This window comes from Streptomyces sp. NPDC101191, assembly GCF_044767915.1.
GTDB lineage: Bacteria > Actinomycetota > Actinomycetes > Streptomycetales > Streptomycetaceae > Streptomyces.
Genome location: NZ_JBIWOU010000010.1, coordinates 85,502 through 98,223 on the forward strand (window position 1 = coordinate 85,502; position 12,722 = coordinate 98,223).

10 protein-coding genes are annotated in these 12,722 nt (G+C 72.6%); 8 read left to right on the plus strand and 2 right to left on the minus strand.

What is annotated here, in order from left to right:
• Positions 1–100 precede the first annotated feature (100 nt).
• From lepA to hemW, 3 genes are all read left to right on the plus strand, one after another.
• Positions 101–1,972 (plus strand): translation elongation factor 4, encoded by a 1,872-nt coding sequence (gene lepA / locus ACIRQF_RS32090; RefSeq protein ID WP_376630343.1) that lies wholly within the window; start codon positions 101–103, stop codon positions 1,970–1,972.
• Positions 1,973–2,186: 214 nt separating this feature from the next.
• Entirely contained in the window at positions 2,187–4,064 is a 1,878-nt protein-coding gene (locus tag ACIRQF_RS32095) for an AMP-dependent synthetase/ligase (protein ID WP_376630341.1), read from the plus strand.
• A gap of 394 nt (positions 4,065–4,458) precedes the next feature.
• Positions 4,459–5,691 (plus strand): radical SAM family heme chaperone HemW, encoded by a 1,233-nt coding sequence (gene hemW, locus ACIRQF_RS32100; RefSeq protein ID WP_376630339.1) that lies wholly within the window; start codon positions 4,459–4,461, stop codon positions 5,689–5,691.
• Positions 5,692–6,002: 311 nt separating this feature from the next.
• Here the strand turns inward: hemW and ACIRQF_RS32105 are convergent, their stop codons facing one another.
• Together ACIRQF_RS32105 and ACIRQF_RS32110 are read right to left on the minus strand one after the other, a co-directional pair.
• Positions 6,003–6,806: a DUF3097 domain-containing protein gene (locus ACIRQF_RS32105; protein ID WP_376630337.1), complete on the minus strand. Its 804-nt coding sequence runs from the start codon at positions 6,804–6,806 to the stop codon at positions 6,003–6,005.
• A gap of 10 nt (positions 6,807–6,816) precedes the next feature.
• Positions 6,817–7,563: an MBL fold metallo-hydrolase gene (locus ACIRQF_RS32110; protein WP_376630335.1), complete on the minus strand. Its 747-nt coding sequence runs from the start codon at positions 7,561–7,563 to the stop codon at positions 6,817–6,819.
• A gap of 156 nt (positions 7,564–7,719) precedes the next feature.
• On the opposite strand from ACIRQF_RS32110, the gene hrcA reads away from it, so the two are divergent.
• From hrcA to ACIRQF_RS32135, 5 genes are all read left to right on the plus strand, one after another.
• Complete coding sequence (gene hrcA, locus ACIRQF_RS32115) at positions 7,720–8,739, plus strand: heat-inducible transcriptional repressor HrcA (RefSeq protein ID WP_376630333.1); 1,020 nt, start codon at positions 7,720–7,722, stop codon at positions 8,737–8,739.
• Positions 8,740–9,879 (plus strand): molecular chaperone DnaJ, encoded by a 1,140-nt coding sequence (gene dnaJ / locus ACIRQF_RS32120; RefSeq protein ID WP_376630331.1) that lies wholly within the window; start codon positions 8,740–8,742, stop codon positions 9,877–9,879. It abuts the gene before it with no gap.
• A 270-nt stretch (positions 9,880–10,149) separates the two neighbouring features.
• Positions 10,150–11,292 carry a nitronate monooxygenase gene (locus tag ACIRQF_RS32125; protein WP_404097690.1) on the plus strand — a complete coding sequence of 381 codons (1,143 nt, stop codon included), beginning with the start codon at positions 10,150–10,152 and terminating at the stop codon, positions 11,290–11,292.
• The gene (locus tag ACIRQF_RS32130) at positions 11,289–12,032 is read left to right on the plus strand and encodes a 16S rRNA (uracil(1498)-N(3))-methyltransferase (protein WP_376630327.1); all 744 of its coding nucleotides are present in this window, start codon (positions 11,289–11,291) and stop codon (positions 12,030–12,032) included. The genes ACIRQF_RS32125 and ACIRQF_RS32130 overlap by 4 nt, the downstream gene beginning before the upstream one ends.
• Before the next feature lie 319 nt (positions 12,033–12,351).
• Positions 12,352–12,711, plus strand: a complete 360-nt coding sequence (locus ACIRQF_RS32135; protein WP_376630679.1) for a histidine triad nucleotide-binding protein — start codon at positions 12,352–12,354, stop codon at positions 12,709–12,711.
• Positions 12,712–12,722 lie beyond the last annotated feature (11 nt).

Consider the following 12,722-nt stretch of genomic DNA (forward strand, 5'->3'; position numbering starts at 1 on the left):
AGCCGCTCCCCAGGCCGCCCAAACCGAGCACCGGCCCACAGTCATGGGACCATGGAGCCTACGTATCCGTTCTGAACATCGCCCGAGACGAGAACCCTGCGTGCCCGCGACTCCTACCAACGTGCCCGAGCCGAGCCGTACCGACCCGGCTCTGATCCGCAATTTCTGCATCATCGCGCACATCGACCACGGCAAGTCCACGCTTGCCGACCGGATGCTCCAGCTGACCGGTGTGGTCGACCAGCGGCAGATGCGCGCCCAGTATCTCGACCGGATGGACATCGAGCGTGAGCGCGGCATCACGATCAAGTCCCAGGCGGTCCGTCTGCCCTGGGCCCCCACCGAGGGGCCGGACCAGGGCCGCACGCACATCCTGAACATGATCGACACCCCCGGGCACGTCGACTTCACGTACGAGGTGTCGCGTTCGCTGGCAGCCTGTGAGGGCACGATCCTGCTGGTGGACGCCGCCCAGGGCATCGAGGCGCAGACTCTCGCCAACCTCTACCTGGCGATGGAGAACGAGCTCACCATCGTCCCGGTGCTCAACAAGATCGACCTCCCGGCCGCCCAGCCGGAGAAGTTCGCGGAGGAGCTGGCCAACCTCATCGGCTGCCAGCCGGAGGACGTGCTCAAGGTCTCCGCCAAGACCGGCCTGGGTGTCGAGGCGCTGCTCGACCGGGCCGTCCGGGACATCCCGGCCCCGGTGGGCGACGCGGACGCCCCCGCCCGCGCGATGATCTTCGACTCGGTCTACGACTCCTACCGCGGCGTCGTGACGTACGTCCGTGTCGTCGACGGCCAGCTCAACAAGCGCGAGCGCATCCGGATGATGTCGACCGGCGCCACCCACGAGCTCCTGGAGATCGGCGTCTCCTCTCCGGAGATGACGCCGTCCGACGGCCTCGGCGTCGGCGAGGTGGGCTACCTCATCACCGGCGTGAAGGACGTCCGCCAGTCCAAGGTCGGTGACACGATCACCTCGCAGGCCAAGGGCGCCACCGAGGCGCTCGGCGGCTACAAGGACCCGAAGCCGATGGTCTTCTCGGGCCTCTACCCGCTGGACGGCTCGGAGTACCCCGACCTCCGAGAGGCCCTCGACAAGCTCCAGCTCAACGACGCCGCGCTGGTCTACGAGCCGGAGACCTCCGCGGCCCTCGGCTTCGGCTTCCGCGTCGGCTTCCTGGGCCTGCTCCACCTCGACGTCATCCGCGAGCGCCTGGAGCGCGAGTTCGGCCTCGACCTGATCGCCACCGCCCCCAACGTGGTCTACCGCGTGGTCATGGAGGACGGCACCGAGCACACGGTCACCAATCCGAGCGAGTTCCCCGAGGGCAAGATCAACGAGGTGCACGAGCCGGTCGTGCGCGCCACGATCCTCGCGCCCACCGAGTTCATCGGCTCGATCATGGAGCTGTGCCAGACCCGGCGCGGCACCCTCCTCGGCATGGACTACCTCTCCGAGGACCGCGTCGAGATCCGCTACACCCTGCCGCTGGCCGAGATCGTCTTCGACTTCTTCGACCAGCTGAAGTCCAAGACCCGCGGCTACGCCTCGCTCGACTACGAGCCCACCGGCGAGCAGGCCTCCAGCCTGGTCAAGGTCGACATCCTGCTGCACGGCGACAAGGTCGACGCCTTCTCCGCCGTCACCCACAAGGACGCCGCGTACGCCTACGGTGTGCGGCTCGTCGCCAAGCTGCGCGAGCTCATCCCGCGGCAGGCCTTCGAGGTGCCCATCCAGGCGGCCATCGGCTCCCGGGTCATCGCCCGTGAGACCATCCGCGCCATCCGCAAGGACGTCCTCGCCAAGTGCTACGGCGGTGACATCTCCCGTAAGCGGAAGCTGCTGGAGAAGCAGAAGGAAGGCAAGAAGCGGATGAAGATGGTCGGCTCCGTCGAGGTCCCGCAGGAGGCGTTCATCGCCGTCCTGTCGAGCGACGACGCGGCGGGCGGCAAGGCGAAGAAGTAGCCGCCGTCGAGGCCGTGAAGTAGCTGCCTCGTACACCGACATGTCCACCGAACGGGTCTGTACGCCGAGTGCGTGCAGACTCGTTCGTTATATGCAAGCCCTTACGCGCCAGTCCCCGGCGCTCTACTCTGAAGCCGCTCGAAGGTTACTCGCCAGTTAGTTACGCACTGTCCGGCCCACCGCCTGACCGCACCGCCGCCGCCCGGAGGACGTCGTGAGCGACACACAGACCCTGATCGAGAACCGGCCGCCGTCCGTGGCGACCCTCTTCCTTGAGCGAGTCGAGCGGACGCCGGACGCGGAGGCCTACCGCTACCCGGTTCCCGCCGCCTCCGACCAGGGACCGGACGACTGGAAGTCGCTCAGCTGGGCGCAGGCCGCCGAGCGCGTCTACGGCATCGCGGCCGGCCTCATCGACCTCGGCGTCCAGCCGGAGGAGCGGGTCGCCCTCGCCTCCTCGACGCGGGTCGAGTGGATCCTCGCCGACCTCGGCGTGATGTGCGCCGGCGCGGCCGTCACCACGATCTACCCGCAGACCAACGCCGAGGAGTCGGCGTTCATCCTCTCCGACTCCGACTCGCGCGTCCTGATCGCGGAGAACGCCGCACAGCTCGCCAAGGCCGTCGAGTGCCGCGCCGACCTGCCGAAGCTCCACCACGTCGTCGTCATCGACGCCGAGGGCGCGGACACCTCGGACGAGTGGGTGCTCACCCTCGCCGACCTGGAGGCGCGCGGCAAGGCGTACCTGGAGAAGCACCCGGAGGTCGTGAAGGAGCGCGTCGGGGCGATCACCGCCGACCAGCTCGCCACCCTCATCTACACCTCGGGCACCACCGGCCGCCCCAAGGGCGTCCGCCTCCCGCACGACAACTGGTCGTACATGGCCAAGGCCATCGCGGCCACCGGCCTGGTCACCCAGGACGACGTGCAGTACCTCTGGCTGCCGCTGGCCCACGTCTTCGGCAAGGTGCTCACCTCCGGCCAGATCGAGGTCGGCCACGTCACCGCCGTCGACGGCCGCATCGACAAGATCATCGTGAACCTGCCGGTCGTGCAGCCCACCTACATGGCCGCCGTCCCGCGCATCTTCGAGAAGGTCTACAACGGCGTCGCCGCCAAGGCCCGCGAGGGCGGCGCGGCCAAGTACAAGATCTTCCAGTGGGCGGCCGGCGTCGCCCGCGAGTACGCCAAGGTCACCCAGGACAACTTCCGCCGCACCGGCACCGCCTCCGCGCCCTTCGGCCTCGCCGCCAAGCACAAGGTCGCCGACGCGCTCGTCTACAAGAAGCTCCGCGAGGCCTTCGGCGGCCGGCTGCGCGCCGCCGTCTCCGGCTCCGTCGCGCTCGCCCCGGAGATCGGCTACTTCTTCTCCGGCGCCGGCATCCACATCCTGGAGGGCTACGGCCTCACGGAGTCCTCCGCCGCGTCCTTCGTCAACCCCGGCGAGGCCTACCGCACCGGCACGGTCGGCAAGCCGCTGCCCGGCACCGAGGTCCGCATCGCCGACGACGGCGAGATCCTGCTGCGCAGCCCCGGCGTGATGGAGGGCTACCACGGCCTGCCGGAGAAGACCGCGGAGGTCCTGGAGCCGGACGGCTGGTTCCACACCGGCGACATCGGCGAGCTGTCCGCCGACGGCTACCTGCGCATCACCGACCGCAAGAAGGACCTCTTCAAGACCTCCGGCGGCAAGTACATCGCCCCGACGGAGATCGAGGGCCAGTTCAAGGCCGTCTGCCCGTTCGTCTCCAACATCGTGGTGCTCGGCGCCGACCGGAACTACTGCAGCGCCCTCATCGCCCTCGACGAGCCCGCCATCCTCGGCTGGGCCGCCGAGCACGGCCTCGGCGGCAGGTCCTACGCGGAGGTCGTCGCCTCCCCGCAGGTCGAGCAGCTGATCGAGGGGTACGTCGGCCGCCTCAACGAGGGGCTGCAGCGCTGGCAGACGATCAAGAAGTTCCGGCTCCTGCCGCGCGACCTCGACGTCGAGCACGGCGAGCTCACGCCGAGCCTGAAGATGAAGCGACCGGTGGTGGAGCGGACCTACCAGCACCTGATCGACGAGATGTACGCGGGGTCGCGGGAGGCCTGACCGGCCGACCGGGCCGGACGGGGCCGAGCGGGCGTGACGGGGCCGAGCGGGCGTGACGGGGCCGAGCGGGCGTGACGGTGCCGAACGGCCCCGTCCCGTCCGGCAGCCCTGTCACGTGCGGGAGGCCCCCGGCAGGCGCGTCCAGCCCGGCAGGCCCGTCCCGCCCGGCAGCCCCGGCAGGCCCCTCCCGTCCGGCATGCGCCGGCAGACCCGTCCCGCCCGGCATGCGCCGCCACGACGGGCAGGGCCGCCGGTGACGCCGGGCCGGTGACGCCGAGCCGTACGGTTCGGGCTGATCTGACGGGCCCTGTCGGGCCCCACCGGCCTGACCTGGGCCTTCCGGAGTTGTCCACAGGCGCGGGGCCTACCCCGGGCGGTACGGGACAATGGGCTCATGCCTTCCGTACTGCCCGATGGTGAGCCCATGCCCGAGGACGGTGCGCTGCCCGTGAGCGCCCTGCAGGGCGCCGGGGAGCGACCGCTCGGGTTCTATCTGCACGTGCCGTACTGCGCCACCCGGTGCGGCTACTGCGACTTCAACACCTACACCGCGAGCGAGCTGCGTGGTGCCGGCGGCGTGCTCGCCTCCCGGGACAACTACGCGGGGCAGGTGGCCGAGGAGATCCGGCTCGCGCGCAAGGTCCTCGGCGACGACCCGCGTCCGGTGCGGACCGTCTTCGTCGGCGGCGGCACCCCCACTCTGCTCGACGCGGGCGATCTCGTGTCCATGCTCGCGGTGATCCGGGACGAGTTCGGGCTCGCGGACGACGCCGAGGTGACGACGGAGGCGAATCCGGAGTCCGTCGACCCCGCGTATCTGGCGACCCTGCGCGAGGGCGGCTTCAACCGGATCTCCTTCGGCATGCAGAGCGCCCGGCAGCACGTGCTGAAGGTCCTCGACCGCAGCCACACACCAGGGCGTCCCGAGGCGTGCGTCGCCGAGGCGCGCGCGGCCGGCTTCGAGCACGTCAATCTGGACCTCATCTACGGCACGCCCGGCGAGTCCGACGACGACTGGCGGGCCTCGCTGGACGCGGCGATCGGGGCCGGGCCGGACCACGTCAGCGCCTACGCGCTCATCGTGGAGGAGGGCACCCAGCTCGCGCGGCGCATCCGGCGCGGTGAGATACCGATGACCGACGACGACGTGCACGCCGACCGCTATCTCATCGCCGAGGACGTGCTGTCCGGAGCGGGGTACGCGTGGTACGAGGTGTCCAACTGGGCCACTTCCGACGCCGGCCGCTGCCTCCACAACGAGCTCTACTGGCGCGGTGCCGACTGGTGGGGCGCCGGACCGGGCGCCCACAGCCACGTGGGCGGGGTCCGGTGGTGGAACGTCAAGCACCCGGGCGCGTACGCGGCGGCGCTGGGGGCCGGTAAGTCGCCCGGAGCGGGGCGCGAGCTCCTGACCGAGGAGGACCGGCGGGTGGAGCGGGTGCTCCTGGAGCTGCGGCTGCGGGAGGGCTGCCCTCTCGGGCTGCTGCGCCCGGCCGGGCTCGCCGCGGCCGAGCGGGCCCTCGCCGACGGCCTCCTCGACCCCGGGCCGTACGCCGAGGGGCTGGCCGTGCTGACGCTGCGGGGGCGGCTGCTGGCCGACGCGGTGGTCCGCGACCTGGTGGACTGAGATCTGGTGGTCCGCGACCGGGTGGACTGAGACCTGGTGGTCCGCGACCGGGTGGACCGAGACCTGGTGGACTGACCGACCAGGGCCGGGGCCGCACGGGACCCGGGCCGGGCCTCACGGACCCAGGCCCGCGGAGCGCGCTCTCCCGTGCCGGGACGCGGCGGCCCCCGTGCGGACGGCGTAGGCGGCCGGGCCGGCGTCACGGAGGGGCCGCCGGCCGGCGGCCGGACGCTGAAGTCCTGGACTCCCCTGCGGGGCGCCGCGACCGCAGGATCGGGCGGGCCCGCAGGGGAGTCGAGGCGGCGCAGCGCTTACGGGGCCGTGACGAAGTCGATGAGTTCCTCGACCCGGCCCAGGAGCGCCGGTTCCAGGTCCTTGTAGGAGTGGACCCTCGACAGGATGTGCTGCCAGGCCGCGCCCGTGTTCTCGGGCCAGCCCAGGGCGCGGCAGACGCCGGTCTTCCAGTCCTGGCCGCGGGGGACCGTCGGCCAGGCGCGGATGCCGACCGAGGAGGGCTTCACGGCCTCCCAGACGTCGATGTACGGGTGGCCGACGACCAGGACGTCGGGCGAGGTGACGCGGGCGGCGATACGGGACTCCTTGGAGCCCTCCACGAGATGGTCCACCAGGACGCCCAGGCGGGCGTCCGGGGCCGGGGCGAAGTCGGCGACGATGGCCGGGAGGTCGTCGACGCCCTCCAGGTACTCCACGACCACGCCTTCGATGCGCAGGTCGTCGCCCCACACCCGCTCCACCAGCTCGGCGTCGTGGCGGCCCTCCACGTAGATGCGGCCCGCCCGCGCGACGCGCGCCCGGGCGCCCGGGACGGCGACCGAGCCGGAGGCCGTACGGGCGGGGCGGGACGGTGCCGGCCGGGAGGGGCGGACCAGGGTGACGACCCGGCCCTCCAGGAGGAAGCCGCGCGGTTCCAGCGGGAAGACCCGGTGCTTGCCGAAGCGGTCCTCCAGGGTGACCGTGCCCGCCTCGCAGCGGATCACCGCCCCGCAGAAGCCCGTCGAGACCTCTTCGACGACGAGGTCGTGGTCGGCCGGGACCTCCGGCACGGGAGCCGACTTCTTCCAAGGAGGCGTCAGATCCGGGTTGTAGCTGCGCATTCGGGCGACGCTACGACACCTCGAAGCGGCGTGCCAGTTCATCGCGCTGGCGTCGGACGAAGTCCGCGTCCACCAACGCGCCGTGGCCCGGCACGTAGAGCGCGTCCTCGCCGGCCAGGGACAGCAGGCGGTCGAGGGCGGCCGGCCAGCGGGACGGAATCGCGTCCGGGCCCGCCTGCGGCTCGCCCGACTCCTCCACCAGGTCGCCGCAGAAGACGATCTCCCGCTCGCCCGGCACGAGGAGCGCCAGGTCGTGGCCCGAGTGGCCGGGGCCGACGTTCGCGAGCAGGACCTGGCGTCCGCCCAGGTCGAGGGTCCACTCGCCCGAGACCGTGTGGCGCGGGGCGACCAGGACCTCGGCGGCCTCCGCCGCGGCCTGCTCGTCCACCCCCTGCTGCACCGCGTCCCGGCGCAGCTCCTCCGCCTCCCGGCGCAGCAGCGCGTCCATGCCCACCGCGCCGAAGACCTCCGCCCCCGCGAAGACCGCCGTGCCGAGGACGTGGTCGAAGTGGGGATGGCTGAGTGCGACATGCGTCACCCTCCGGCCGCCTGTGATCGACGCCACCTGCGCGCGCAGTTCGGCGCCCTGCACGAGGGTGGCGCCCGTGTCGTACAGCAGGACCGCGTCCCGGCCGACGACCAGGCCCACCGTGGCGTCCCAGCCCGGCATCCGGCGGCGTCCCACCCCCTTGCCGAGGCGCTCCCAGCCCTGCTCTTCCCACCGCTCCGCCGACACGTCTTCCCGTTCCAGATCCATGACGCGACGCTATCCGCTCCGACCGCTCCGACCCCGCCTCCTTGCCAGGAGCGATGTGCGCCGCCGTACACTGGCCGGGGGATTCCTGGCACTCGGGCAGGGCGAGTGCCAAAAGTGGAGCAACCGGAACCGGATCGACAGCTGGAGGTGCGCGCGATGCTCAGCGAACGCAGACTCGAGGTGCTGCGCGCCATCGTCCAGGACTACGTCGGGACGGAGGAGCCGGTCGGCTCCAAGGCGTTGACCGAGCGCCACAGGCTCGGCGTGTCGCCCGCCACCGTGCGCAACGACATGGCGGTCCTGGAGGAGGAGGGCTACATCGCCCAGCCTCACACCAGCGCCGGCCGCATCCCCACCGACAAGGGCTACCGCCTCTTCGTGGACCGGCTCGCGGGCGTCAAGCCGCTCTCGACCCCGGAGCGGCGGGCGATCCACAACTTCCTCGACGGAGCCGTCGACCTCGACGACGTCGTCGGCCGCACGGTCCGCCTGCTCGCGCAGCTGACCCGGCAGGTCGCCGTCGTGCAGTACCCGTCGCTGACCCGTTCGACGGTCCGGCACGTGGAGCTGCTGTCGCTGGCCCCCGCCCGGCTGATGCTGGTGCTCATCACCGACACCGGCCGGGTCGAGCAGCGGGTCATCGACTGCCCGGCCCCCTTCGGCGAGAACTCCCTGGCCGACCTGCGGGCCCGGCTCAACAGCCGGGTCGTCGGCCGCCGGTTCGCCGACGTGCCGCAGCTGGTGCAGGATCTGCCGGACTCCTTCGAGGAGATCGAGGACCGCGGCACGGTCACGACCGTGCTCGCGACCCTCCTGGAGACCCTCGTCGAGGAGCAGGAGGAGCGGCTCATGATCGGCGGCACCGCCAATCTGACCCGCTTCGGACACGACTTCCCCCTGACGATCAGGCCCGTCCTGGAAGCGCTCGAGGAGCAGGTCGTGCTCCTCAAGCTGCTGGGCGAGGCCAAGGAATCGGGCATGACCGTACGCATCGGGCACGAGAACGCCCACGAGGGACTGACGTCCACGTCGGTCGTCTCGGTCGGCTACGGTTCCGGCGGCGAGGCAGTCGCCAAACTCGGCGTGGTCGGACCGACCCGCATGGACTACCCCGGAACGATGGGAGCGGTACGCGCAGTGGCACGTTACGTCGGACAGATCCTGGCGGAGTCGTAAGTGGCCACCGACTACTACGCCGTACTCGGCGTACGCCGCGACGCGTCGCAGGACGAGATCAAGAAGGCCTTCCGCCGTCTTGCCCGTGAGCTTCACCCGGACGTGAATCCGGACCCGAAGACGCAGGAGCGGTTCAAGGAGATCAACGCCGCCTACGAGGTCCTCTCGGACCCGCAGAAGAAGCAGGTCTTCGACCTCGGCGGGGACCCCTTGTCCGCAGCCGGCGGCGGCGGCGGTGCCGGCGGCTTCGGCGCGGGCGGCTTCGGGAACTTCTCGGACATCATGGACGCCTTCTTCGGTACGGCGTCCCAGCGCGGGCCGCGCTCGCGCACCCGGCGCGGCCAGGACGCGATGATCCGCCTGGAGATCACCCTCGACGAGGCGGCCTTCGGCACCACCAAGGACATCCAGGTCGACACGGCCGTCGTCTGCACCACCTGCTCCGGCGAGGGCGCCGCGCCCGGCACCACCGCGCAGACCTGTGACATGTGCCGCGGCCGTGGCGAGGTCTCCCAGGTCACCCGGTCCTTCCTGGGCCAGGTCATGACGTCGCGCCCCTGCCCGCAGTGCCAGGGCTTCGGCACCGTGGTCCCGACCCCGTGCCCCGAGTGCGCGGGCGACGGGCGCGTGCGGTCCCGCCGTACGCTCACGGTCAAGATCCCGGCCGGTGTCGACAACGGCACCCGCATCCAGCTCGCGGGCGAGGGCGAGGTCGGCCCCGGCGGCGGCCCCGCCGGCGACCTGTACGTGGAGATCCACGAGGTCCCGCACGAGGTCTTCCAGCGGCGTGGCGACGACCTGCACTGCACGGTCACCATCCCGATGACGGCGGCCGCGCTCGGCACGAAGGTGCAGCTGCAGACGCTGGACGGACTGGAGGACGTCGACATCCGTCCGGGCACCCAGTCCGGCCAGTCGATCCCGCTGCACGGCCGCGGTGTCACGCACCTGCGGGGCAACGGCCGGGGCGACCTGATCGTCCACGTCGAGGTGCAGACCCCGACGAAGCTCGACCCGGAGCAGGAGCGCCTGCTGCGCGAGCTGTCCCAGCTGCGCGGCGAGGAGCGCCCGACAGGGCAGTTCCAGCCGGGACAGCAGGGCCTGTTCTCGCGTCTGAAGGACGCGTTCAACGGGCGCTGAGGCGCCGGCGGTACGAGCGAAGGGGCGGTCCCGCGTTTCCCGCGGGACCGCCCTTTCGCGTTCCCCGCGGGGCGGGTTCCGCGGTCGTGGCGGCCGCATGCGCCGCGCCGTCCTCGTCCGCGTTGTCCGGGACCGCGGGCCTCGCCGCACGGTGGGGGCATTTCGGGCGGGCGGCGTGGTCGCGGGCCCCTCTCGCACCGCTCCCGCGTCCACCGCGTACCCCTCCCGTACCGATTCGGCCGGGTCCTTCCGGCATGGCACGATGCCTGCATGTCCACCGCACTGAACGATCTCTCTCGTCACCCGATCGTGCAGGCCCCGATGGCGGGTGGCGCCTCCTGTCCCGAGCTCGTCGGGGCCGTGTGCGAGGCGGGGGCGCTCGGGTTCCTGGCCGGGGGGTACAAGACCGCGGGCGGGCTGTACCAGGAGGTCAAGCAGGTACGCGCGCTCACCGCGCGGCCCTTCGGGGTCAACCTCCTCATGCCGCCCGGCGGGCAGCCCGCCGATCCCGCCGCCGTCGAGGTCTACCGGCACCAGCTCGCGGGCGAGGCCACCTGGTACGAGACGCCGCTCGGCGACGCCGACCAGGGGCGGGACGACGCCTACGACGCGAAGGTGGCGATCCTCCTCGACGACCCCGTGCCGGTCGTCTCCTTCACCTTCGGCTGCCCCGACCGCGACGCGCTCGACGCCTTCGCCCGGGTCGGTACGTTCACGATCGCCACCGTCACGTCCGTCGAGGAGGCCCGGACCGCCGAGCGCGCCGGAGCCGGGGCGGTCTGTGTGCAGGGCGCCGAGGCGGGCGGGCACCAGGGCACCCACCGCGACGACCCGGCCGACGGGCCCGCCCCGGGCCGCGGGCGGGGACTGCTGCCGCTGCTCACCGAGGTCCGTGAGGCCGTGCGGCTGCCCCTCGTCGCGACCGGCGGGATCATGCGCGGCCGGCAGATCGCCGCCGTGCTCGCCGCGGGCGCCGACGCCGCGCAGCTCGGCACCGCGTTCCTCCCCTGTCCCGAGTCGGGGGCGCATCCGCTGCACAAGCGGGCCCTCACGGACCCGCTGTTCACCCACACCGAGTTCACCCGGGCCTTCTCCGGGCGCCCGGCGCGGGGGCTCGTCAACCGCTTCCTGCGCGAGCACGGGCCCTACGCCCCCGCCGCGTACCCCGAGGTGCACCACCTCACCGCCCCGCTGCGCAGGGCCGCCGCGATCGCCGGCGACCCGCAGGGGATGGCCCTGTGGGCCGGGCAGGGGCACCGGATGGCGCGGGAGCTCCCGGCCGGCCGGCTGGTCGAGGTCCTCGTCGAAGAACTCCACTCCGCCCTCTCCGGGCTCGCAAGCAGCGCCACCACCGGCGATGCCGGCGGTACCACCCGTACCACCGGCACCCCACCTACCAGGAGCACCTCGTGACCGCACCCGTCTTCGTCGTCGACACCGTTCCCGGGAGCGGCAGCTTCCTCCTCGACGGGCCCGAGGGCCGGCACGCCGTCTCCGTGAAGCGGCTGCGCTCGGGCGAGGAGCTCGTGCTGACCGACGGACGGGGGCGCTGGGCCGAGTGCGTCGTGGTGTCCGCCGAGGGCAAGGACCAGCTGACCGTGCGGGTCTCCGCGGACCACGAGGAGCCCGGACCCGAGCCGCGCGTGACGGTCGTCCAGGCCCTGCCCAAGGGCGACCGCGGCGAACTGGCCGTCGAGATCATGACGGAGACCGGCGTGGACGCGATCGTGCCGTGGGCCGCGTCCCGGTGCATCACGCAGTGGAAGGGCGACCGCGGTCTGAAGGCGCTCGCGAAGTGGCGGGCGACCGCGCGCGAGGCCGGCAAGCAGTCGCGCCGCACCCGCTTCCCCGAGGTGGCCGACCCGATGTCGTCCAAGCAGGTCGCCGCGCTGCTCGCGGAGGCCGACTTCGCGGCCGTCCTGCACGAGGACCGGGACCACCCGAGCGGTGCGCTCGCCACCGCCGGGCTGCCGGACAAGGGGTCCATCGTGCTCGTCGTGGGGCCCGAAGGCGGGGTGTCCCCGGAGGAGTTGGCGCTCTTCGAGGGCGCCGGCGCCCGGCCGTACCGCCTCGGGCACAGCGTCCTGCGCACCTCCACCGCGGGGACGGCGGCCGCGGCGCTGGTGCTCGGCCGCACGGGACGCTGGTCCTAACGGTCGTCCCCGGTCAGGCCGCACCCGGCGCGTGGCGCGGTCCGGTGTTCGTCCCCCGGTCAGGCCGCACCCGGCGCGCGTGGCGCGGTCCGGCGGTCGTCCCCCGGTCAGGCCGCACCCGGCGCGCGTGGCGCGGTCCGGTGTTCGTCCTGCCGGTCAGGCCGACCCGGCGCGCGTGGCACCGCCCGGCGTTCGTCCTCCCGGTCAGGCCGCACCCGGCGCGTGGCGCGGCCCGGGCGGCGGGCGTCGGCGGGGAGCTCGTGGTGCCCGATAGCATGCGCGTGTACGGATGATCGACGGAGGCGAGGAGGCCCGGGCCATGGCCGGAGAGCCGCAGAGCGACTGCCTGTTCTGCAAGATCGCGGAAGGGGAGGTCCCGGCGACGATCGTGCGCGAGACGGAGACGACCCTCGCGTTCCGCGACATCAACCCGCAGGCGCCGACCCACGTCCTGGTCATCCCGCGCCTGCACTACCCGGACGCCGCCTCCCTCGCGGCCGCCGCGCCGACCGTCGCCGCCGACGTGCTGCGCGAGGCCGGCGAGATCGCGGCTCAGGAGAAGGTCGACGGAAGCGGCTTCCGCATCGTCTTCAACACCGGCGCCGGTGCCGGCCAGACCGTGTTCCACGCGCACGCCCACGTCCTCGGCGGCCGCGGCCTCAACTGGCCGCCCGGATAGACCGGGACGCC